Genomic DNA, 21,209 nt, shown 5'->3' with positions numbered 1-21,209 from the left:
GCTGCGGATAAGAAGAACGTGGGCTGTGCTTGCCTTGAATTGGAAGTTTGTGAGGCTTAGATGATATAATTCTGATAACGAATTGGGCTTCATTTTTTTCCAATGTACTCTTTATATGTTGAGAGGAGTTTATTATGTTTCCATCTATCGGGGATATATACTGCAGCTTTAATGAACAAATGCAACAATATACGGCCTGTCAGATCACTGCTTTGAAAGAAACAGAAGATAAAAAACCACGTCAACTAGCCGCGATTCTGCAATTGAACTGGTCTGGAGATCAGCTCCCAACGGAATCCGAGCTTGACGTGATGAAACCACTGATCTGCAATTTCTTTTTTTGGAATGGTACCTTAGAGCATAACTATGTAAAAGCGGATGTTCCTGTATCCTATATTTTAGTCGGCAACCGACCTCCCCTAATTACCGAAGAATCACGAAGTTACAGTTCGGGTTGGCCGGCCGGAGAAAGCCTGTATCGTCAGCGGCAATGGGAACTCATCAATGAAAGCCGCAGAACTCTTTTTAAGCAGGCAGCTCATGACCACAGTGACATCACCGCCCGCGGGATTAAAATGCGACGTAACACCAGCACGATTCGTAACTTTATTCCAACTTCAGCTGACGATGTAGCTGAACTTGAGGCACTTCCGTGTCTGACTCATATCGAGATGAATGGGTACCACGAGGCTATCATTCCTTTTCTGAAAGAGAATCCCTTCGTTTATGAACTTCATGTACAGAACCACGGGCAACGTATACTGAATTTCAGTCAAACGCAGTTGACCCGGCTTGTTGTGGATGCTAGCGGAATGGAGAAGATTATACTCAATAACAAGATGGATTTCCTAAGTCTCACCGGCGAGATCAGTCCAGGTCTTCTTATTGATACTACTGGAGACGGACAGCAGCTGACCTTAAGTATAGCGGAAACTTTGCCAGAAATTCGCGGTCTTTCTCGTCTAAGTAGCCTTCAATTGTATAAAATCAAAGAGCTTGATATTGAATCTGTCGTTCAAGCATATCCTGAACTTTCCGAATTACGCTTGTGGGGTAAACCCGGCACAGTATCCGGTATTCATTCCATTCAACATTTAAAGTCCTTGCAAATGTTCAGCACGAATGATCTATTTGGTTTTGAGGGAGATCAATTTCCAAGTCCCGAGCAACTTCCTGAATTACATACGCTTTGGATGAGCAGTCTCCCTGCAGAAGCAGCCAAGTCGATCAAAACCCGATATAAAAAAGTTGCCGAAACCCGAATCGATCTCGATATCACTCAGCCTCGTAAACCGGAATGGCTCGCTGAAAATCTGAACAATCCATTTCGAGATTGGGACGGAAGGGAACAGATCAAGGCAGTACATGCCAAAAAAGCCGCGCAGTTGTATAAACAGTCTCTGAAGCGGATTCGTGAATTAAGCCAGAGAAATGATTATGAAGACACGCTCTCCGATCAACTCATTTCTTTTACTCAGGAGTATACACAGACGTTTAATCAAATGGATGCCAAATCGGAATGGATTGAGACGATTGAGCGTGAGGAAATTGCTGCGGCACTTGCATATTTGATCGATAAACTAGAGGATCAGTTGAAAACAACCCAGTCAGGTTCCTTCAAGATTGATCGGGATCAGTTATACGAAGTCTTCGATCGGACTAGAGACTTTTAGAGCAGATTATAAAAAGAAGACCACAGCCTATCCCCTATTCAAAGGGAAGGATCTGTGGTTTTCCTTATGTTATCTAATGAATTATGAAGCCTCAACCGTTGTTCCACAGTACTCACAATCCGTGAACTGTTTCCGATACACCTTTACCTTCGCCCCACACCCCGAGCAGGTCACTGAAACTTGTCTTGGTGCTTCTTCAACCTTCTCTTCAACCTTTTCTTCTTCGTCTTTAGCATACTTGTCGCTATTTATATTTATCTCTGTGTAGCTAAGTGATTGGTTATTTGTATAAATCACCGTATTACTATTGTAACTTGAGGGACCATTTCCAATTTCTTGGGGCCGATAAGTATTTTCTAGTGCCGGATCTGAATCACTCCCATAGTCCCCGCCATAAAATTGTTTTTGAGGAACCTTTTTTCTTTGGAGTAATTTAATCGCTGAAAATATAAAAATAAACTCTAATACGAGGAGCACTACGAAGGTGACCGGATTACTTCCAATGTTTTTGTGATCACCTGCATTAAAAAAGGCAATAGGCATACCAATTGCATAGATCAAAAATATCAATCCAAAAATCGCTCTGATCATGATAATTCCTCCAAAGAACACTCTGTAAGCACTCAAATAATCTATCACAAGTCTTCATTCTTAAGCTTCAAGCAAGTCAGTGAAACTACGAAGTTCTTACCGTTGTCCCACAATATTCACAATTTGCCGACGAATTAGGATATACCTCTACCTTAGCTCCACATCCAGAGCAATTTACCGAAACCGGCTCTTTTTGCTGGATATGGTTTTTATCAAGGTACACATCCTTATAATGTTCTTTAACACTAGTCGGATGTTGATCATTACGAGCCGATTTAGAACGAGACTTAGGTCGACCACACATTTTTATTCCCGTAACCAATACAATAACACCAGGAATAAAAAGTACGATTAAACTAAACACGGCTAGACCCGCTTCATCCGCCATCATCATTAATGAGAATAGAATGGTTATAAACGAGATGATGATTAAAATAATTCCAAAAAACCTCTTCACTTTCTTCTCCCCCTAAAACATGGTTAAGATTTGAGCGAAAGAATCTGTTGATTTCTTTCTTTTAGACGAGACATCAATCGGGATAATTGCATAGCCACACGTTCACTATTTACTACTTCTCCTGCCTCATACTGAGTAGACAGTTCTTCTCTCAACAATTCAATATCTATAAGAATCTGACGATCATTATACTGCACGGCAGCTGGCGCGATTGGATCGCTATATTTAACCAGCTCAATGATGGCTTCTACTGACTTCCTGTCCTTTTCCACATTCAACATTGGATGTTTATCCATTATATTAAGCAACTGATACATGGCGTTCTCAATTGATTTCCAGTCGTTAATATTCAATTGTTGATTGGCTTCATGCTCACTTCCTGATCGAATATAGATCATTAAAATAGCGCACAAAATGAAAGCAAGAGCCGCAGTGATTACATGTAACAAAACAAACCAGCGCAGTGCATAATCTGCGAAACCTACGAATAACGCATAAAAAATGACACACCCCAGATAAATGATTAATACAATGCCTATAGCTGTGTAACCTGGGACAAAACGTTTAAAGCGATCCATATTTTGCATCACATGACGCGCATAAATCCACAAAGTCGTCATCGCAACGTACGATGCGGCAAGATTGATCCAGAATGGAAATGATAGAATATCGTTGCTAAACATCGTAAATGAGATGATCGAACTTAAAATTAAACAGACAAGATAGATTACATCTAGAATAAAAACGTTGCTCCGTTTCACCATCACTAAGCCTGCCCCCCTTCTTGCAGATTATTTCCGCAATCGAGACAGAATTTCTGACCAGGTTGTACTTCATGTTGACATTGATTACACTTCAACGTTAAACCTGTGCCACAGTTTCCACAAAATTTAGTGTGAGGCCCATTCATGTGGTTGCAATTAGGACATGGCCTTGGCATCGGCTCGTGACACTTCACGCATTCAGACGCATTCTCCGCATTATCAGCCCCACATGAAGGACAAGCATAATATTTGTCACCGCAGTTCGGACAAAACTTAGTTCCTTTCTCCATCGTGTGACCACAATTATTACAGTCCGTCGTTGCAGATTTTTCAGCTAATGATTTTCCGCATTTACTGCAAAAAGAGCTCTGTTCCTGATTCGGATGTTGACAATGCCCGCACAAGCGTACGGCAGGCGTTTCTGTTGTTGTAGACATTACTTTGGACATTTCAGACATTCCGCTACTAAACGAACCTCCCAAGCCAACGCCCATGCCCATACCAAGACCTGCGCCCATAATATCAGACTGCATGCTTCCTTCATTCTTGGCTGCACCTTCAAGCGTGTCGAATGAGCGTTCCTGCTGATAGGTGTATCCAATGATATCCATTTCCGCTTTGCGCGCGAGCGCTTCCCGTAATCGAATGACCGATGGGTCTTCTTCGGGCAAATTGACATTATGAATGTATAGATTGATAAGTTCAATTCCAAACTCGTCAAATGTAGAAGCGATGTTGTCCGCAAAGTGTCGTGATATTTCAGCGATATAGGCATTAATTTCTAACACACTTACTTTTCTATGTATTAAATAGGAAGATAGCATCGAATTGATATTCATCGTAATTAATCCACGGAAGTAATTCACCATATTGAGCTGATTAAATTCTGGCAATGTTCCTACAAGTTTAACTAAAAATTTTCGTGAATCTGAGATTTTCATGCCCATTTGTCCAAAAGCTCTAACAGGCACAATAATATTATATTTCGGGTCCTGAACCTGAATCGGATTCGCAGTTCCCCACTTGACGTCCATAGCACTTACTTGATTCACATACCAGACTTCTGCAGCAAAAGGAGACTTTCCTCCAAATGGAAGGTTAATAAGTCGGTTTAGTATCGGGATGTTCGCTGTACTTAACGTGTGCCTGCCTGGCCCGAACAGATCAAGGGCCCTTCCATCCTTAAAGAGTATAGCCTGTTGAGATTGATTTACAATTAACTGAGTCCAAGTTCCCAATTCAGTCTCCGGATGTTTCCAGGCAAACACGTCGGGCGAACCGTCATACTTGATTACATCAATAATAGCCATATTCTATTCCTCACTTTAGCTTAAAATACTAGATTTCAACATCTATGATCCCAACCAACACAATCATAAGATATATTAATATTCGTCAATTATCGTCTTTTTTCATGTTTAGGCATTGCTATTTTACCATTTCTAACCTTCTTACGCACTAGTATAGTTCATATTTCATGAGATATTTTTCCTATTTAGGCACCTCTTTGAGAAAACTCAAAAACCTCTTGCAATCGCAACCGCGTTATGCAAGAGGTTTCACAAATCAAGACACCACTCTATCTAATTCAAAAGCCGTTCAATGTAAACCTCAGGTTCGTCCAAAAATTGTTCAAACGTGCATAATGTGCCCTGTTCCTGATGTTCAATATCGGCATAACCTATCATCTTTTTGCTTGGATTCCAGACGATGAGCATATGAGAGTACTGATCCAGATCAGAGGATAAACGCAATAGCTTCTGCCTGCCCATCTTCATCTCCACCGTATCTGTCAACGAAAAGAATTCAATATAACCAACGCCAGCGGGACAGCTTGGCAGGTCTATTCGGCGTGAACCTTCGGTCATAAAACGGATTAACGTTTCGGGGAGCTTGTATGATTGTAGTGCATGCAGTTTATTGCTCAGATTATGGAACTCCTCAGGCTCGTGTGATTTCAAGTATTCAGCCATTTCATTATTTTTCTGACTGACCGCAATCGTGTAGGCCCGCTCCCCATCCTTCTCCTGCAACGTCACATCCGCACCTTGTTCCACCAAATATTTGACCATTCGCATACTGTTCTGCCGTGCAGCTACGGTGAGCGGTGTCGCTTTGTACGGATAAACCATATCCGGCTCATTGTAGTTGATGTCCACACCCTCATTCAGCAGGTATTGAACCGTTTTCATATCATGATCCGATACTGCTTTTCGTAACGTTTTGCCGCCATATTTGCGGATGTCCAACCCAAGGTCGTTCAACACCGTAATATTCTTTTTGTTCCCGTAGTATGCCTCGTCGTATGCACTTGATTTTAACCGGCTTAGTCCGTTCAATTTGGCTCCTTGCTCAACTAAATAACGAATCACATCTGCTCCACCGTAGCGCGCCGCATATAAAATGGCTGGATGGTCTTTGGCATTGATCTCGGCTCCCCGCTCCACTAGAAGTCTGACAACCTTAGGCTGATTGCAGATCAATGCCAGGTCAAGCGGACGAAGCGTAATGTTTGAACTTAATGCTATTTTTTCTTCCAAGTCCATGCCTTGCTCTATATAGGTTTCAACGCGGGTAACATCTCCATGATAGATTGCGAGGGCTGGATCAGGTAACGTTTTGAACGTGCCTTGATTACCGATTTTGTACATAAGGTTAACCTCCTCTGCAATGAAATAATGAAATTGATGTTTGTTGAGCTACCCAAATGAATATGCTAACATAGTGGGCAACCCTTTGGAATCTACATACTAAATACATAACGAACACAGAAAGGACACTATGAATTCCCTAAACCTTCATCATACATTGCAACAGATCATTCCACCGCTGGATCTCAGAAGCTGTCTGGTCAGTGTACGCGGGGAGATCGTTTACAAGCATTTTCGGAACACACAGGCTGAGACAGATATCGCCAAAATCAATTCATGTACCAAGAGCATCATCTCTGCGCTCATCTGTATCGCCATGGATCAAGGGCTACTGCCTGAGGCAGGCACGCCCATATCCACCTTTTTCCCGCAGCTTACTTCTGATCCTGACCCACGTAAACCAGCAATTACCCTAGAGCAACTGCTTACAATGACAGCCGGATTTAACTGGGATGAGTTCGGCGGACAAAATTCGTTTCCACGGATGACACGTACGGATCATTGGGTTAATTTCGCTTTAGAACAGCGTTTGCGACAAGAACCTGGCACACATATGGAATACAATTCGGGAGTTTCCCAGATTCTATCCTCAATATTAATGCAACATGTAGGCATGAGTGTAGCAGCGTATGCCGAGCGTTATCTATTTGGCCCACTTGGCATTCAAGATTATGAATGGGAGCAAGATCCCCAAGGTGTACACACGGGTGGATTTGGCCTGAGATTGCTGCCAACCGACTTGCTCAGATTCGGACAACTCTACCTTCAGGAAGGGAAATGGGAAGGAAAACAGCTTATTTCCAGCCAACTCGTCAAACGCTCAACGCAATCCTTCATCACGGTCCTTCCGCCAAACCATGGCAGTTACGGATGGCACTGGTGGGTGGATCAATATGCAGGTCAACATCTTGACGATAACTCGGTCCCCCAACACCGACCTACGGATTCAGAGCGTCTCAAATCACTAGATTATTACTACGCCAGAGGATTTGGAGGTCAGTATGTATATGTTGTTCCCGAATTGGAACTTGTGACCGTGCTGACCAATGACAAACGCAAGAAGGAAAAGCCACCCATCGACGTATTCCCCAGATTCATTGTGCCTGAATTGTGGAAGCTAGCTACCTTTTCCAAATAAATTTACAATGATTCGAAGAGAGATATTTCAAACATATACCCTTGCCTGGATTGCATGATCGTTAAGTGGAAGGGCAAGGGTACTCAGACATTAGGAATTAACCTGCTACGGCGTTCTCCCTTCTGTCCGTTTCAGGGCAATTGTCTACGATCCGATATTTTCCAACCTCAACTCTCCCTTTACACCATTGCTTCCTCTACAGCCAACGTTATAGGATAAGGCCCTGACTCCTGATTCGAAATAACCACAAGTTGAACCCCATGCTTGGGATACACGCCAGACATAAACGAAACACCTGGGTCAAAACCCATGACATGAGTCTTAAATATCTCTTTTTCACGTAACTCCAGCCATATCCCCAAACCATAACATTCCTCGTTCTCATCCCGCGCGTAGGGCGTCAACAAATATCGTGTCATCTCCTCACCGAGCAACGTATGCCCCAGCAGAGCATCCCAGAAACGAATCATATCTGGTGCGGTTACATAGGCTCCGCCATCTGCTCCACCTTGAACGGGGATCGAAAAAATATTACTAGTCCATGTCCCGTCGTCAGCATCGATATATCCAATCGCTGTGTTACGCGGAAGCTGATCTGTCAGGAAATAACCTGAATCTTGCATACCCGCACGTTTGAAAATATGTTCCTCCACATATGTTGTAAAGGCCAAGCCAGTGTATTGCTCCACAATGAGTCCGAGTACGATAAATGCCGCATTGTTATAATGAAATTTCTCACCAGGAGCAGACTTCATTGGCAGATGTTGAAACATAGGCAGAAAATCACTGAGCTGTCGCATCACGTACACGGGTCTGTCTCTCCACAACGCTGAAAAATCATCCATCACATCCTCATCAAAATAATCCGGTACGCCAGAAGTATGGGTCAGCAATTGGTGCACTGTGATCTCTGAATCCCACGCCGGAAACGTAAGGTTTAGGACATCCTTTAATTTGGAGTCTAACGTAAAATGTCCTTGCTCAATCAACTGACCTATACTTACAGCTGTAAAAACCTTACAACCCGAAGCAATACCAAAACGTGTATTCACATCATTCAGAAGTTCATCACTGCGGTTCGCATACCCTCGCACCATCTGAAAAAGGGTCTCCCCCTCCTGTTTGCACAGCACAACACCCGAAAAATCTTTTTGTTCCATAACCTCTTTGACTTTTTCCCTGACCTTTACTGCATCCAGCATATCGAAGCACCTACACTTTCTTATCATTGGTTTGTAAACTTCGTTGATCTGGTCCAGACCCTCTCGCATTCAGCAAATAATATAACGTGAGATAGATAGTAAGAAGAAACGTTCCAAAGAACATACAAAACGCCAAGGAGGGCCGGCTAACACTTTCGTGCATCAGCCTGATTAACAACTCGCGATTAGTTAATGCATCCCAACTGTTTAACCGATAAACCCGTCCAAGCAGAACACCATAACTGCCAAGAGCTGTTCCACCCAGTACAAATATCCATGACGCCGCACGTCCCAACCGATCATAGATGACTTCCTGAATCTGATACATTGATAGGAAGCCGATCAGCAGTCCTGTCCACACAAACATCAGCACAACCATCAGATCATACCAATAGTGAAACTCGGCAAGGCTTCCAGAGAAATACCTTGAACTCCTTGACGTCAGGTGAAGCAAATCCGTAACGATATACGAAGAGTTGGGGAAAAATAACAGCCACATCATCGCACTCGGTATTGCGATCCATATGGCTCCTTTCCATTTCAGACGGCCCAAACCATAGGTTAGGGATGAGAATACAAATGGAATCCAGCCCAAAAACAAATTCCAGATTAGGAAACGAAAATAACGCTGATTCAGCCAGTCGGCCGCTATGTAATACAACCCCAGCGTGCCAACCGTAATTGCACTAAGAAAAACAAACATGTGCACATAATTTAGTTTTCTCAATACGTACAACCTCACTTGTGTTGAATTCAAAATCTACTTCATTCATGGCATATATTTACTATTTTTGAAATCTATTAGATCATACCATGTATAAACCTAGAATCAAATTTATGATAGAGAAACTAAAGTAGATTAGACGGTATATAAAACAAAAAAAGCGACGGTCCTTTTTAAAAGGATCATGTCGCTTAAATAAGTAGTCACAGTTAAACATTTCATTACTATTATTAGTTCATAATTGCACAGTTGCCAGTTTGTTTGGATTGACAATGAGATACACGCCATGGATTCGCTTCCCTGAAGCATCCATTTCCAAACATAACACTTCAGTGACCTGCCCATCTTTCATTAAAGCGAGCTGAGGCTCGCCATTAATGAATGCAGGCTCCCACATTCTTTCTCTTAACGAACGTAGCACTCTAGGAGAGGTAAGGATGGCGAGCACACCCTTATGTACATGCATTGTTCGCATAATCGTGCGTGTCACGCCGCCGCCATCCGCTGTGAACACAGGCTGATCTGTCAACAGCTCCAGCATAGCTGAAACATCATGTTCTAGAAATGCCGTGGTGAAACGGCTAAGCACTTCTTTTTTAGTTTTCCAATTGGCGCTCGCTTGCTCTATCACTGGAAGTTGTTCAGGCAAATTTCGTCTGGCACGACTGTAAATCTGTCGACAGTTGCTTTCTGTTTTCCCCAGCCATCCCGCAATCTCCGAATAGTCATGCTCGAAGGCTTCACGTAGCACAAAAACAGCCCGTTCCAGGGGTGACAGACGTTCAAGCATAACTAGATAGGCGTACGAAATCATTTCTTTTTGCTGTATCGCTTCCTCTGGCGTATTGACTAATTCATGTACACCAAGCGGCTCGGGAAGCCATTCCCCGATATAATGCTCCCTCTGGTTACGAGCAGAGTTCAGCAGATTCAAACAGCGGTTCACGATGAGTTTTCCGATGTAAGACTTGGGTTGGTGAATAAGCTGATTCCTCAACCTTTGAAGTTCTGCGAAGCAGTCATGAACGATATCTTCCGCCTCAGTCACACTGCCCAGCATTCGATATGCGATCGAGAAGGCATAATTCTTATACTGTATATACAATGCGCCAACATCCAGAGAAGACGGGTCCGGTCTATACTTACGTTGATTATAATCAGAATTAGGATTGGACTGCATAGGATCGCCTCCTCTGGCTTGGTTCGTTTATCGTTTATTTTTCTCGTTTATCATGTTAGTTAAAACATCCTGGGTACATGCCTGTCGTAATGGCAATACGGTTCCAACTGTTGATTGAATTAATCGCCATAATCAAATTAACGATTTCAGTTTCGCTGAAGTGTTCACGAATTTTATTATACAGCTCAAGTGGAAACCCATGCTCCGATATTCGCGTCACAACCTCGGCCATCTCAAGCATAACACGTTGTTTCTCCGTAAATATAGGCACTTCATGCCACACACTGAGCAAAAGAATATGATCCCCATAATCGCCAAGCTTCATCAAGTCTTTAGCATGCATATCTATACAAAAGGCACAGCCATTGATCTGAGAGACACGAATTTTCAACAACTCATATAACACCTTATCTTCAAATTGCCCGGATACATATTGCTCCAACGCCATCATAGCTTTGAAAGCACCAGGGTTCGCCGCTCTGTAATTCATACGTAAATTCATATTCATTCTCCTCCATCATCAGCTCTCATTTGGTCTACATACTGAAGACAAATAACGTATGAAGTTTGTGACATCTCGCGAGAAAAAAAGATTAAAAAACAAAAAAGGCGCTCTGAGTTGAACGCCCTTATCGTAATAATGCCAGATCTGCTTATCATAAAGCTCACGGTAATGAGAACAAAATACGAAATAGATTCGTACAAGCAAGAGTAAATAGAGGAATATGATTCAATTTACGCCTTATTATCTGAGTTCAATTGCACCGGGATTTCGCTATAGTATGGGCATCCTGGTTCGTGGATAATACGCGGATCTACCCAAGTACCCCAATGTGAAAGACGATTTACATAAGGAGGCATATTGGGTTGGATGTTGGGTGGCGTATTAGGCTGTACATTAGGCTGGATGTTGGGTTGAACATTGGGTTGCGTGTTCGATTGAATGTTTGGCAGTAAGTTCGGTTGTACATTCGGTTGAATGTTTGGTTGGATTTGAAGTGGTTCGATGTTAGGTTGAAGATTTGGCCCCACATTAGGCATAGGATTGGATGCAGGAGCAACTTGTGTTTTACAATCTTTTGGCGGGCCGATAATCACCGTTTTTTGAATTGGAGCCAAGACTTCCTGCACTTTATGTTCATCCAGACAATAGGTGTGAGCCAGTACTTTCGCGGGAGTCAGTCGCAAAATATCAGAGCCGAAGATCGCTTCAGGCACAGGGGCATCAAAGATCGCGAGCAGATGTGTGTGATCTGCCGTCGCCACTTCATAGTGCCACCATCCTTGCGGTACGTTAGCGGTCTGCCCTGGTGTAATGGGGAAATGAAGCAGTTCATTCGTGAACGGGTTAATGAGGGAAACAACCGCCGCACCGCTGATGCAATAAACAAGCTCGGCTGCGTTCTGATGAATGTGAGGTTCGACGACATTGCCTGCACTCAGAAAAATATCCAATAAAGAGCTGTCGCCCAACGTATTGAGCTGTTTAACCGAAAGTGCATTAATGTAATTATGCTCATCTTTCTTGAAAAGCGGATTGTTGCTCAGATCATACGTAAACTGCGTAGTCGGTAAAGTGAAATCCATGTACGAGGTTGCCAAAATAAAACGCCTGCCCTTCGCTCTCGGTTTAGGTGGTACCCTATACCTCAGCGTATGCCTAGCGCCCAGATCGGTGAGCCCATTTCTACTGGGCTAAGTTGCTGTGTCAGCGAGTGAAGAATCCGCATAGGCTGATATCATCAATCCAGACATTGGAGGCTTGTGATATGTCATATGTTCCAGGTGCATCATCAACCCAGCAATCTGTAGGCTATCCTTATCCTTATTATCCGCCACCGCCACCCCCTTACCCTTATCCCTACCCCTATCCTTATCCACCGGTAGTGCCATTTCCTCTTCCTTTTCCTATTGGGGGATTTGGACCATCGTGGCATGGTGGTTATCCAGGACATTATCCGGGATATCCGGGAGGCCCTCACGGCGGCGGTCCAGGAGGACACGGGGGCCATGGCGGACCGGGCGGACCGGGTGGGCCCGGAGGTCCCGGCGGATTTCATGGTCACCGTTTTTTCCAGTGGTAGAGCCTGAAGGCTTTACGTTTTAGCCAAAAGGCAGGAGCTATTCAAATTGCTCCTGCCTTTTGGTTATTTCATCTTTTTATATCCATCGTAGTTTACAACGAACATTCAGGGTTCTAGTATTCAATCCCATCCATTAGATTCAAATTGCGGATAGACATCCGGAGAAGCTCCGTAAACGATGATGTAACGTAATAAACAAAGTCTGGATCATGCACATACATAATAATCTGTCCGTATGTCCCCGCCTCTGCTGGATCAAAATCAAACATCAAGTAGAGCGAACCTCCAGCCATTGTGGCAAAAGGAATCCATGATTTATGGAACAAATACGGTTTGATCTCAGGATCTAACTGGCGAATCTCTTCATCCCCGTAATGCTCCTCCAGCTTCTCGTCCACATCACAGAAATATTGTTTGGTCTCGACTATCTCATCAAGTGACATTAGATAGAACGGTTGACAAGACCCCTGCTCTACATCCCCCGGGTACAACATATGCAGACCATAACCACTGCCATCCGTATGGCGGTAAAAAGCACGGAAATCAACGGGCAGACGGACCCCATACTGTTTCTCGAACTGATCCAGTTCCGCCTCGGATACCCCTGACAATTGAAGATACGTGTCATACAATGACCGAATCTCTTCATCTTGTATTTTCAGGTCTAACAGATGGTTCAATTCTATCCGCAGATCATTGATAACAGTATCCACTCCAGACTTCATATCCCGTCACCTTCACCTTTCTGCACATTTCGGTCCAACACATATTGTTCATATCCCCAGAACGCCTCTTGTTCATCGCCGCCTTCAATCAGGATCATAACTGCATACGAGAACAGATTAAGCCATTCCTCCATCACTGCAACCTGCTCATCTGAGATGAGATGATTACTGCGAAGCATGCCCTCGGGTTCAATCGCCCAAGCCCTCGCCAGATGAGTAATGCTCCATAGGCAAGCGATTACTTCCCGATCCAATGCTGCATGTGAAAGATCTGGAGCGAGCGTGCGTAATATGCGCATTAATTCATGGAAGTTCTCTTCAATCAATTGACCGCGAAACGGACGTAAGCTACCGAGAAAGCCATGTTCCATTTTCGGATGATTCACATCATCGTGAGCAAAGGCGTGATATTTTAACAACACTATAGCCTCTTGACGTTCCACCCTCATCATCCTTTAGCAAAATCAAATTCATTCATTCAAGGCCTGCCAGTCTATGCTACCAGCGCAGCGGCTCCTGTTCACGCCATAATACGTAACGCTCCCGTTCACGCAACGTACCTGTGCCAATTCCGTATTCGTCCATCCGTTCCGAACCCAGATCAAGGATGTGCAACATACCGCCATATGTTCCCACAGCAAGCTGAGACTGCTCAGGTGACACAGCCAGAGAACAGATCGTTGAGCCCACAAAATGGCGCCATAGCTCTTGGCCTTCGCGGTTGATGCAATACAAATAACCGTATGCATCACCAATCACCATGCCTGCCTCCATCTCAATCATGGTATACACACGAGCATTCTCTTCCATAATAGGCCACTCTTCATCCTGTTTACGATCAGCAATGCTGTCAAGCTGAACTTGAATCGTTACTCCATTGTAGAAATGGCAGGCGTTAAACCAGACAACTTGATTGTCCTGACTGAATGCCGCACAGTGCGGATAACTCGACTCCGGCTCCACCTGATACGTCTTGTTACTTTCCCGATCCAGCACCGTATGGCTACTCATCTGGCTTCCCCAGGCAATCCAGCGCTCATCCGAAGATACTGCGGTATGTCCCATAGAAAGATGGGTGTCTTCATATTCGTACTCCTGAATCTCCGCCACATCGGGATGAAGAATGACCACCTGTTCCCGCTCTATCAGATAGATGCCGTACCGGGATTGAAGCAGCAGCGCCTGTCCTTGATCCATGGGGATCAGCTTTTCAATCGTGTTCTCGGGATGTATCGTATCTGCCAGGGATTCAATTTCAGGCAATTGAGCTTTGATTCGATCTTTGATCTTGTCCCATGGGTAGTATGCGACTTGCTCTCCTTCCAGCTTGCGGTCTGGTTCACGAATGACGCGAATACCTTCATGACTCGCCAGAGCAACGTAACCGCCGACCGCTGAACAGCCTGCCATGGTGTAATCTGGACTACACCACCATCCCTGCTGATCCATCGTATATACCTGCCCGTTATTCGACAATACTCCTGTATTACAGAGCATCGTATCCTCATTCAGGTAACATACAGCTTGCACGGCCTGCATAGAATCCTGAAAATGATTGCTCAGCGGCCACGTGGCCGCAGGCAATTCTTCTCGAAGTCGCTTCACTTCACCCTGAAGATTAGCCTGTTTCACCATTTTCATCACTTTGGAACTGAGCGAATGCCGGGCATCATCTGCCAGTTCAGATTCATCCGGATGCTCTCCCTGAAGAATTCTATGTACAAATGCATTTACATCGCTGGCATACCGCTTGCCTTCCTTACGCCACTGTTCTGCAATTTCTGTATCCAGCCAAACCATAAAATCCCCTCGCCCTCTGCTGTTCTCTATTCCAATGCAGTGCAATGATGTGCCTGCAAAAACTGTTGTATCGCCTGCACCTGCTGCTGCGCTTCTTGCGCCTCCGTTGCATGATTAATTTTTTCATAAAATAAACCTATTTCGCGCTCACTCGCCATATTAAAACGAACATACCCGCCAATCATGGCGCTGAACAGCTTGCATGTATATTCATTATCAATGACCAGATCCCATGAAAGGTGCGACTCGCACAGATCTACCAGTTCTTTCATTGATGCTCCGTTCTCTTTTCCCGTAAAATGATAAAAAATATGTTGCCTCTCCTCGTTCCACGGTTCGAAATACGCTGGTCTGAACGGCTCATCCCTGTGGTAATATCCGCAGTAAATATGGTCAAGAATATCAGCGAAAGACACCTCGTTCGACGGCCATACCGTAATCTGTTCATCATGCCGCGGGAGCCAAATTAGACCTTCCACATCTGCATGAATAACCAGGAAATCGCCGTCTACTGAACTTCCAATGCTAATGCACTCTTGCAATTGGGACTGGCTGATGACCGTTGCTTCCGTATGCTCCCAAAGATCATATGCTGCAAATGGTTTTAAAACTTCAGGATCCGGCCGCTGAATGTTCATCCAGCCTGAATAAGTTCCTTCTCCGTATTGTTGCAGCCAGCGCTGATAAGCCAAAGGCAGACGAACGGCGTGTTCTTGCTCCACTTGTTGCAACTCCTGATGAGAAACAGGCTTTAACATGTGAGACACGATATACATTCAGCATCAGCTCCTAACATTAGAATCATCAAATTCATAAGATGATGGATAGACAAAACACATTAGGCCAACTCTTCCTGTACGATTTCAGTCTCTACGCCTTTGCGATTACGAATGCGGATGGCAAAAGCATCATAACCATTACGCTTTACCTCATTGAAATGCACACGTTCACCTGTAATCAGCTCATACGTCCCATCTGCCTCTACATCCTCGCCAAACTCTTCATCCCATGGCACGTTGTAATATGCCGTCAAAAATACTTCAAATGTATCCTCACCCTCAACGTCAAGATAAGGACGAAGCGGCCTGTTGTTCAATTCTTCCTCGGGATACGTCTCACACACCATCGCATCGTAACCATGCTTCGCTGCATCAATGAGCAGATAGCGTTCCCCAGTAACCGCGTGTTCTGCATAAACCAACAATGGTGTCATATCATGCCACATAATCAGATCATCTTCATCCAGGTCACCATAATAAAAAATATGAAACTGATCATGTCCATCGCCGGTTTGCAGTTTTCCTTGCCATTCCACTTCATGTGTTTTTTCTGCCGCCACGCTCTTTGTCAGCCCTTGCAGATATACAGGTCCATGCTCTACACCATACATATTCATCATTTTGCCTCCACTTTGTTCATTCGAATTGTGACAACCTTATGCTCATCATCCACGGTCAATTTTACATCAATGCCCAGCTTTTCACGAAACAACGCCGTAATATTCAGGTAGGGATCACGTGCGGCTTCCGTGCCGCGATTGCTAGACCGGCTCATGCCTTGATGAATGATAGACTTCACCAGCTTATCGTCCCCTTTACCCGTTTGTTCATAGGTATAGATTATCTTTCCCTCACGGTCCAGCAGCGTGATTACCGTAACAAAGTCATTCGCATTGGTATATTTGTTTTCGCTTCGCACATACACATGATCGCTCTGCGAGTAATCGATTTGACCTGCTAAATACGGGTTGTTTCCCCCCGGTTGAACTTCGTACTCCTTATAAGCCAATTGAAACAAATACTGTAGACCGCTCGTGTCAATACGGTAATACAGCTGGCGGTCGTCTCCTCGTTTGTCCATTGCTGTATATCCGTTGATCAGCGGCCATGTCTGATAAGATTTACCTTCGACATCCACAGCAACGGCGTAGCCTGATAACACCTTTTCTTTTTGAAATACACCATACGTCTGCATAATAAAATAAGCAGGTATGCACATCATGGCAAACACAAACAGAAAAACACTAAATTTAATTCGCTTATTCATCTTTTTTCCCCTGTTCCTGATGATAATCATTTATCTGAAGTTATGCTGCATCTTCGTTAACACGCGGGTTACAGCTTCCCTGTTCTTGGCCTCCTTGATGTAGACAGGAATACTGTGAGATGCAGTCTTCTGAGATCTGCCTCCATATTTCACACGTAAATCAGCCGATACATACTGCAGAAGATAATTGAGATGTTTCCGATTGACCGCCCAGATCTGTTTGCCTCGAATGTGGTCCAGAAAATAGAGTTCCAGACCAAAAAGCGGGTCCCTGCCCTTTTGAATTTCGTTGTAATAACCTCGACTGACCTGCCTTTTGTGCAGTGTAGCTCGATTGTTCGCCCCGCAGTGTGGACATGTAATATGGACTAGCGGATGAGGGGTCATCTTCTCATCTGTTACCAGCACCGTAAACCACCGCTCACATACTGTACAATATCCCTTAGCTGCATACTCGTAGTCAGCTTCTTTGACTGCATGAGCGTAGCACTGACTACATCTCCACTGCACTTTTCCATTAGAGCGTTCTATGTAAGCGTACCCGCCGCATTCTGGACATTTGACTTCAACTCGCTCTCCCCGGTAAAGCACAGAATAAAAGCTGTATTTGTATGCCCCCTCGTCTTCGAAACGTTTCACAATAACCCTCTCCTTTCATTGAACCTTACGCTGAAACAGTCGTTTATCCCACATTGTTCCAAATGAGCCGTTAATAAAATTATATGAAACTCTTTACCCAAGCACAACAAATGCTGGCGCATTGTCTAAAAATAACGCCCTTAGTCCTACACAAATGTGTGCTTCATCACACCGATGATCCCATCGATATCGTAATCTGGACTTAGGAGATTCCTGAAATATTACTTGCACAAGTTCGTTTTTGTGAAAATCATCACTTGCTAATTGAAAGGTTGTGAATCTATGCTCTCGTTTCCCAACATTTATAAATACACGCTGATCCTGACCATCTTTACTGCTGCACTCTCTCATTGCAGTTCGACAAGTCCAATTCAGCAGAGCCAAAATGAAGAAGCCTTTTCAAGCACTGCACCCAGCCAGCCGCCCGTTGATCCGGTTATACGCAGAGATGGCCACACCGTATATATCGAAATGACCTCTCAAGTGACAGATATTGAAATTTCAAAAGGAGTCATCTATAACGCCTGGACGTTTAATGGAACGTCACCTGGCCCAGTCCTGCGTGTGAAGGAGGGCGACACGATCGTTTTTACGTTGAAAAATAAAGATACGCGCATGAATCACTCGATGGACATGCATGCCGTTCATGCTTCTCCGAGCAGTAAATTCATTGATGTCATGCCGGGGGAAGAAGGTACTTTCACTTATCCGGCCTCCAATCCTGGCGTATTTATGTATCACTGCGGTAGCAAACCAACCCTAGCTCACATTGCCAATGGCATGTACGGAATGATCATTGTTGAGCCCAAAGCAGGATATCCTTCGGATCACCTCGTTGATCGTTCGTATACCCTTGTGCAAAGCGAATGGTACAAAGAGCACGATTACAATTCTTTTGTTAACGGGGAACCTGAGTATGTTGTTTTTAATGGCAATACCTATACTCTTAAAGAACATCCGCTACTTGCCAAAGTAGGAGATACCGTTCGCATTTATGTTAGTAACGCTGGTCCAAATGAAGTCTCTTCCTTCCATGTCGTAGGGACGATTATGGATCGTGTATACAAGGACGGCAATCCAAGAAACATCGAGTATGGTATTCAGACCGTTATGCTACCTGCCAGCGGAGGAGCGGTTGTCGAGTTTACCGTCACTGAGGAAGGTGACTATCCCATCGTAACCCACCAATTCAAACATGTAGACAAAGGTGCTTCTGCCGTGCTCCGTGTCACGAAAGATGGTAAAAATCACGGTGGTAAGACCATGGCTCATTAAATATACAAAGAGGTGACTAAGAAATGATCTGTACCCATGGAAAAAACGATGCCTGTTTCACCAAAGTTTCGCTTTTTCAGCATCTGGACCCTGCGGACGCTACATTGCTGACCTCGCTTCTCCATACCCAAAAATATCATAAAGGAGAATATATCGTGCAGGAAGGCGAACGTTCAGACACCCTCTTTGTGATACATCAGGGCAGTGTAAAGCTCTCCAAGTATAATGAGAATGGCAAAGAACATATTATTCGCTTCCTGTTCTCCGGTGATTTTTTCGGACAGAATTCATTACTGCATCAGACACCGCATCAATCGAATGCGGAGGTTCTTGAGACCTCGTCGATATGTTCTATCCGCAAAGAGGATTTCGACCAATTACTTGAGCAAGACCCCAAACTTGCTTACCATTTCCTGCTTGCCATCACCCGTCTGCTCAATGAAACCGACGAGTGGAACAGCTCCCTCAGCGCTATGACGACGGAGCAAAAAATTGCAAAGCTTCTTCTTGATTTCCATAACCGGAATCATGCCAACCCTGAGATCCGACTGCCTGTTTTCAAAAAGGATATAGCCTTGCTCTTAGGAATTACTCCAGAGACGTTAAGCCGGAAATTAAACATGATGCAACATCAAATGCTGCTTCAAGTAAACGGCAATGAGATTCGGATTCTGCAGCTACAGGAGTTGAAAGATATGATCTCCTGATCGATTCGTCTGCTTGCATATGTAAACTATTTAACCCAGGTTGTGAGTATCGTCACAGTGAACGTCTGATTTACAGTATAAAGTGAATAACAAGAAAAGAATTTTCAGGAGGCTAACCTTATGACGACTACCGTTGTTAAATTGGACAAACAACTCATTATGCATAAAATGCAGGAGCTATGCTCCCTATTATTACAGGATGAAGGCTACAAAGAGATGCGTGAGATGATCGACCAATTTGCCGCAGATGAACAAGCGACAGAGCAGTATGAACGCTTCATGGAGAAACATCAGGCCCTTGAAGAGAAAGAACGTCAAAATATTGAGTTGCTCGAATCCGAGATTAAAATCTACGAAGAGGAAGAACGTGCGCTTTACGATCATCCGCTGATTCGCAGATTTATCTATGCACAGCGTGAATTCAGCCAATTGCATCAGCAGATCAGCAACTATTTTACTAAATCCGTTGAATTGAATCGGCTACCAGAAGCCAAAGAACTAGGTAAAGAAGCCTGTGGTTGCGGTGGAAGCTGCTCGGGTCATTAATTTCAATATAAAGTTGAAACTCCATCATCAATCTATAAGAAAAGAGTATCCCATTCAGAATTGAACTGATTAGGATACTCTTTTGCTTTGATAGATTCAGACTTCGGTTTGATGCGATAAGAGTTTTATATGATGTTTCAGAGTACACCCAAACTAAATATCCAGCATCAAGGACACCAGCAGTCCCATTGATGCGATCAACCCTACCACAGGCCCTCCTTCTTCAAAAGCCTCAGGCATCATTGTTGAACAAAGCATAGCTATGATACCCCCTCCGGCAAAAGCGCCAATCGCTGCTCCGATCTCTTTCGGAAGCTGTTCCAGAAATAGATACCCGCCCATTGCGGCAAGGGCAGAGATCAGCAATACACCAAGCCACATCAGTAGAATTTTGCCTTTGCTATATTTGCTATTTTTCAGTCCTGCCGTACTGGACAACCCTTCAGGAATATTGCTGACAAAGATCGATACCACCAGCACCACACTGACACCTTTACCTGCTAGCAAACTGGCACCCAGCATGATCGATTCGGGAATGGCATCCATCACTGTGCCTGCAAATATGCCGAGTCCACTTTGCTGGCTTGAATCTTTTTTGCTGGAACGTTTCCGATTGGACCCGCCTTTGGCCGAGATGAGCCAATCAAACAGGGTATACACCACAGCTCCTGCGGTAAAACCGACAGCAGTTGGCAACATGCCTCCATCATTCAATGCATCTCCAAGAAGCTCAAACGTTGCTGCACCAATCAGCGTGCCTGTTCCAAAAGCCATAATCCAACCGATAACCCTTTTCGGAATCTTCATGAATAATGCGGCAAGAGCACCAATTACAACCGCTGAGGCGGAGATGCCGCCCCACATCAATGCAGTCCACATTTGGGTAGGCCCTCCCTTTTTCCAGATCGTTTTATCTCCCATTAACCCGGCGTGACAGATTAAAAACAATCACCTGTTTCAATAGATTCTATTTTCAGACTGCGCTGTATGCTAAAGAAAGCAGCCCC

23 protein-coding genes and 1 pseudogene are annotated in these 21,209 nt (G+C 44.3%); 6 read left to right on the top strand and 18 right to left on the bottom strand.

Features of this window, described 5'->3' with window-relative positions; genetic code table 11:
• Positions 1–134 precede the first annotated feature (134 nt).
• Positions 135–1,673 carry a hypothetical protein gene (locus J2T16_RS00905; protein ID WP_499017497.1) on the top strand — a complete coding sequence of 513 codons (1,539 nt, stop codon included), beginning with the start codon at positions 135–137 and terminating at the stop codon, positions 1,671–1,673.
• Between the two features lie 81 nt (positions 1,674–1,754).
• Here the strand turns inward: J2T16_RS00905 and J2T16_RS00900 are convergent, their stop codons facing one another.
• The 5 genes from J2T16_RS00900 to J2T16_RS00880 all read right to left on the bottom strand — a co-directional run bounded on the left by J2T16_RS00900 (position 1,755) and on the right by J2T16_RS00880 (position 6,136).
• The gene (locus J2T16_RS00900) at positions 1,755–2,264 is read right to left on the bottom strand and encodes a hypothetical protein (protein ID WP_221788262.1); all 510 of its coding nucleotides are present in this window, start codon (positions 2,262–2,264) and stop codon (positions 1,755–1,757) included.
• Positions 2,265–2,349: 85 nt separating this feature from the next.
• Positions 2,350–2,721 carry a hypothetical protein gene (locus tag J2T16_RS00895; protein ID WP_154957510.1) on the bottom strand — a complete coding sequence of 124 codons (372 nt, stop codon included), beginning with the start codon at positions 2,719–2,721 and terminating at the stop codon, positions 2,350–2,352.
• 23 nt (positions 2,722–2,744) lie between these two features.
• The gene (locus J2T16_RS00890; RefSeq protein ID WP_336120192.1) at positions 2,745–3,488 is read right to left on the bottom strand and encodes a hypothetical protein; all 744 of its coding nucleotides are present in this window, start codon (positions 3,486–3,488) and stop codon (positions 2,745–2,747) included.
• Complete coding sequence (locus J2T16_RS00885; RefSeq protein ID WP_154983609.1) at positions 3,488–4,795, bottom strand: SPFH domain-containing protein; 1,308 nt, start codon at positions 4,793–4,795, stop codon at positions 3,488–3,490. Before J2T16_RS00885 ends, J2T16_RS00890 begins: the two co-directional genes overlap by 1 nt.
• A 273-nt stretch (positions 4,796–5,068) precedes the next feature.
• Positions 5,069–6,136 carry an ankyrin repeat domain-containing protein gene (locus J2T16_RS00880; protein WP_336120193.1) on the bottom strand — a complete coding sequence of 356 codons (1,068 nt, stop codon included), beginning with the start codon at positions 6,134–6,136 and terminating at the stop codon, positions 5,069–5,071.
• Positions 6,137–6,266: 130 nt separating this feature from the next.
• Between J2T16_RS00880 and J2T16_RS00875 the strand changes: the two genes are divergently transcribed.
• A complete protein-coding gene (locus J2T16_RS00875; protein WP_499017493.1) occupies positions 6,267–7,274 on the top strand; it encodes a serine hydrolase domain-containing protein in 1,008 nt (335 codons plus the stop codon).
• 179 nt (positions 7,275–7,453) lie between these two features.
• Here the strand turns inward: J2T16_RS00875 and J2T16_RS00870 are convergent, their stop codons facing one another.
• The 5 genes and pseudogenes from J2T16_RS00870 to J2T16_RS00850 form a co-directional block, all read right to left on the bottom strand.
• Complete coding sequence (locus J2T16_RS00870; protein WP_499017491.1) at positions 7,454–8,476, bottom strand: serine hydrolase domain-containing protein; 1,023 nt, start codon at positions 8,474–8,476, stop codon at positions 7,454–7,456.
• Positions 8,477–8,486: 10 nt separating this feature from the next.
• Positions 8,487–9,203: a DUF1361 domain-containing protein gene (locus J2T16_RS00865; protein ID WP_499017489.1), complete on the bottom strand. Its 717-nt coding sequence runs from the start codon at positions 9,201–9,203 to the stop codon at positions 8,487–8,489.
• A gap of 232 nt (positions 9,204–9,435) precedes the next feature.
• Positions 9,436–10,380: a sigma-70 family RNA polymerase sigma factor gene (locus tag J2T16_RS00860; protein ID WP_499017487.1), complete on the bottom strand. Its 945-nt coding sequence runs from the start codon at positions 10,378–10,380 to the stop codon at positions 9,436–9,438.
• 55 nt (positions 10,381–10,435) lie between these two features.
• Positions 10,436–10,882 carry a carboxymuconolactone decarboxylase family protein gene (locus J2T16_RS00855; RefSeq protein ID WP_499017485.1) on the bottom strand — a complete coding sequence of 149 codons (447 nt, stop codon included), beginning with the start codon at positions 10,880–10,882 and terminating at the stop codon, positions 10,436–10,438.
• 568 nt (positions 10,883–11,450) lie between these two features.
• Positions 11,451–11,967 (bottom strand): annotated as a pseudogene (locus J2T16_RS00850) (cupin domain-containing protein); the annotation flags it as partial.
• Between the two features lie 182 nt (positions 11,968–12,149).
• On the opposite strand from J2T16_RS00850, the gene J2T16_RS00845 reads away from it, so the two are divergent.
• Entirely contained in the window at positions 12,150–12,464 is a 315-nt protein-coding gene (locus J2T16_RS00845) for a hypothetical protein (protein WP_186809723.1), read from the top strand.
• A 113-nt stretch (positions 12,465–12,577) separates the two neighbouring features.
• Here the strand turns inward: J2T16_RS00845 and J2T16_RS00840 are convergent, their stop codons facing one another.
• The 7 genes from J2T16_RS00840 to J2T16_RS00810 form a co-directional block, all read right to left on the bottom strand.
• A complete protein-coding gene (locus tag J2T16_RS00840; RefSeq protein ID WP_186809724.1) occupies positions 12,578–13,189 on the bottom strand; it encodes an SMI1/KNR4 family protein in 612 nt (203 codons plus the stop codon).
• Positions 13,186–13,632 (bottom strand): hypothetical protein, encoded by a 447-nt coding sequence (locus J2T16_RS00835; protein ID WP_154890543.1) that lies wholly within the window; start codon positions 13,630–13,632, stop codon positions 13,186–13,188. The genes J2T16_RS00840 and J2T16_RS00835 overlap by 4 nt, the downstream gene beginning before the upstream one ends.
• A 55-nt stretch (positions 13,633–13,687) precedes the next feature.
• A complete protein-coding gene (locus J2T16_RS00830; RefSeq protein ID WP_154890544.1) occupies positions 13,688–14,989 on the bottom strand; it encodes a hypothetical protein in 1,302 nt (433 codons plus the stop codon).
• A 26-nt stretch (positions 14,990–15,015) separates the two neighbouring features.
• Positions 15,016–15,747: an SMI1/KNR4 family protein gene (locus tag J2T16_RS00825; protein ID WP_186809725.1), complete on the bottom strand. Its 732-nt coding sequence runs from the start codon at positions 15,745–15,747 to the stop codon at positions 15,016–15,018.
• A gap of 80 nt (positions 15,748–15,827) precedes the next feature.
• A complete protein-coding gene (locus J2T16_RS00820; protein ID WP_154890546.1) occupies positions 15,828–16,388 on the bottom strand; it encodes a hypothetical protein in 561 nt (186 codons plus the stop codon).
• On the bottom strand, positions 16,385–17,035 hold the full coding sequence (locus tag J2T16_RS00815) for a hypothetical protein (protein ID WP_154890547.1): 651 nt from the start codon (positions 17,033–17,035) through the stop codon (positions 16,385–16,387). Before J2T16_RS00815 ends, J2T16_RS00820 begins: the two co-directional genes overlap by 4 nt.
• Before the next feature lie 30 nt (positions 17,036–17,065).
• Positions 17,066–17,674 carry an FmdB family zinc ribbon protein gene (locus J2T16_RS00810; protein WP_154890548.1) on the bottom strand — a complete coding sequence of 203 codons (609 nt, stop codon included), beginning with the start codon at positions 17,672–17,674 and terminating at the stop codon, positions 17,066–17,068.
• 282 nt (positions 17,675–17,956) lie between these two features.
• Between J2T16_RS00810 and J2T16_RS00805 the strand changes: the two genes are divergently transcribed.
• From J2T16_RS00805 to J2T16_RS00795, 3 genes are all read left to right on the top strand, one after another.
• Positions 17,957–18,949 carry a multicopper oxidase domain-containing protein gene (locus tag J2T16_RS00805; protein WP_154957522.1) on the top strand — a complete coding sequence of 331 codons (993 nt, stop codon included), beginning with the start codon at positions 17,957–17,959 and terminating at the stop codon, positions 18,947–18,949.
• A gap of 23 nt (positions 18,950–18,972) precedes the next feature.
• Positions 18,973–19,656: a cyclic nucleotide-binding domain-containing protein gene (locus J2T16_RS00800; protein ID WP_154890550.1), complete on the top strand. Its 684-nt coding sequence runs from the start codon at positions 18,973–18,975 to the stop codon at positions 19,654–19,656.
• A gap of 120 nt (positions 19,657–19,776) precedes the next feature.
• The gene (locus J2T16_RS00795; RefSeq protein WP_154890551.1) at positions 19,777–20,202 is read left to right on the top strand and encodes a YlbF/YmcA family competence regulator; all 426 of its coding nucleotides are present in this window, start codon (positions 19,777–19,779) and stop codon (positions 20,200–20,202) included.
• A gap of 153 nt (positions 20,203–20,355) precedes the next feature.
• Here the strand turns inward: J2T16_RS00795 and J2T16_RS00790 are convergent, their stop codons facing one another.
• Entirely contained in the window at positions 20,356–21,081 is a 726-nt protein-coding gene (locus J2T16_RS00790) for a ZIP family metal transporter (RefSeq protein ID WP_499017886.1), read from the bottom strand.
• Positions 21,082–21,209 lie beyond the last annotated feature (128 nt).

The sequence above is a fragment of the Paenibacillus intestini genome (assembly GCF_030803945.1).
Classification (GTDB): domain Bacteria; phylum Bacillota; class Bacilli; order Paenibacillales; family Paenibacillaceae; genus Paenibacillus; species Paenibacillus polysaccharolyticus.
The sequence above is the reverse complement of the archived record's forward strand: the minus strand, read 5'-3'. Positions and strand labels throughout refer to the sequence as shown.

Bases quoted from the DNA above. Each gene is read 5' to 3' on its own strand.
- J2T16_RS00905 (WP_499017497.1), top strand. From the start codon at position 135: ATGTTTCCATCTATCGGGGATATATACTGCAGCTTTAATGAACAAATG.
- J2T16_RS00845 (WP_186809723.1), top strand. From the start codon at position 12,150: ATGTCATATGTTCCAGGTGCATCATCAACCCAGCAATCTGTAGGCTAT.
- J2T16_RS00790 (WP_499017886.1), bottom strand. From the start codon at position 21,081: ATGTGGACTGCATTGATGTGGGGCGGCATCTCCGCCTCAGCGGTTGTA.
- J2T16_RS00825 (WP_186809725.1), bottom strand. From the start codon at position 15,747: ATGTTAAAGCCTGTTTCTCATCAGGAGTTGCAACAAGTGGAGCAAGAA.
- J2T16_RS00875 (WP_499017493.1), top strand. From the start codon at position 6,267: ATGAATTCCCTAAACCTTCATCATACATTGCAACAGATCATTCCACCG.
- J2T16_RS00815 (WP_154890547.1), bottom strand. From the start codon at position 17,035: ATGAATAAGCGAATTAAATTTAGTGTTTTTCTGTTTGTGTTTGCCATG.
- J2T16_RS00840 (WP_186809724.1), bottom strand. From the start codon at position 13,189: ATGAAGTCTGGAGTGGATACTGTTATCAATGATCTGCGGATAGAATTG.
- J2T16_RS00795 (WP_154890551.1), top strand. From the start codon at position 19,777: ATGACGACTACCGTTGTTAAATTGGACAAACAACTCATTATGCATAAA.
- J2T16_RS00830 (WP_154890544.1), bottom strand. From the start codon at position 14,989: ATGGTTTGGCTGGATACAGAAATTGCAGAACAGTGGCGTAAGGAAGGC.
- J2T16_RS00855 (WP_499017485.1), bottom strand. From the start codon at position 10,882: ATGAATTTACGTATGAATTACAGAGCGGCGAACCCTGGTGCTTTCAAA.
- J2T16_RS00880 (WP_336120193.1), bottom strand. From the start codon at position 6,136: ATGTACAAAATCGGTAATCAAGGCACGTTCAAAACGTTACCTGATCCA.
- J2T16_RS00870 (WP_499017491.1), bottom strand. From the start codon at position 8,476: ATGCTGGATGCAGTAAAGGTCAGGGAAAAAGTCAAAGAGGTTATGGAA.
- J2T16_RS00805 (WP_154957522.1), top strand. From the start codon at position 17,957: ATGCTCTCGTTTCCCAACATTTATAAATACACGCTGATCCTGACCATC.
- J2T16_RS00860 (WP_499017487.1), bottom strand. From the start codon at position 10,380: ATGCAGTCCAATCCTAATTCTGATTATAATCAACGTAAGTATAGACCG.
- J2T16_RS00800 (WP_154890550.1), top strand. From the start codon at position 18,973: ATGATCTGTACCCATGGAAAAAACGATGCCTGTTTCACCAAAGTTTCG.
- J2T16_RS00820 (WP_154890546.1), bottom strand. From the start codon at position 16,388: ATGATGAATATGTATGGTGTAGAGCATGGACCTGTATATCTGCAAGGG.
- J2T16_RS00900 (WP_221788262.1), bottom strand. From the start codon at position 2,264: ATGATCAGAGCGATTTTTGGATTGATATTTTTGATCTATGCAATTGGT.
- J2T16_RS00885 (WP_154983609.1), bottom strand. From the start codon at position 4,795: ATGGCTATTATTGATGTAATCAAGTATGACGGTTCGCCCGACGTGTTT.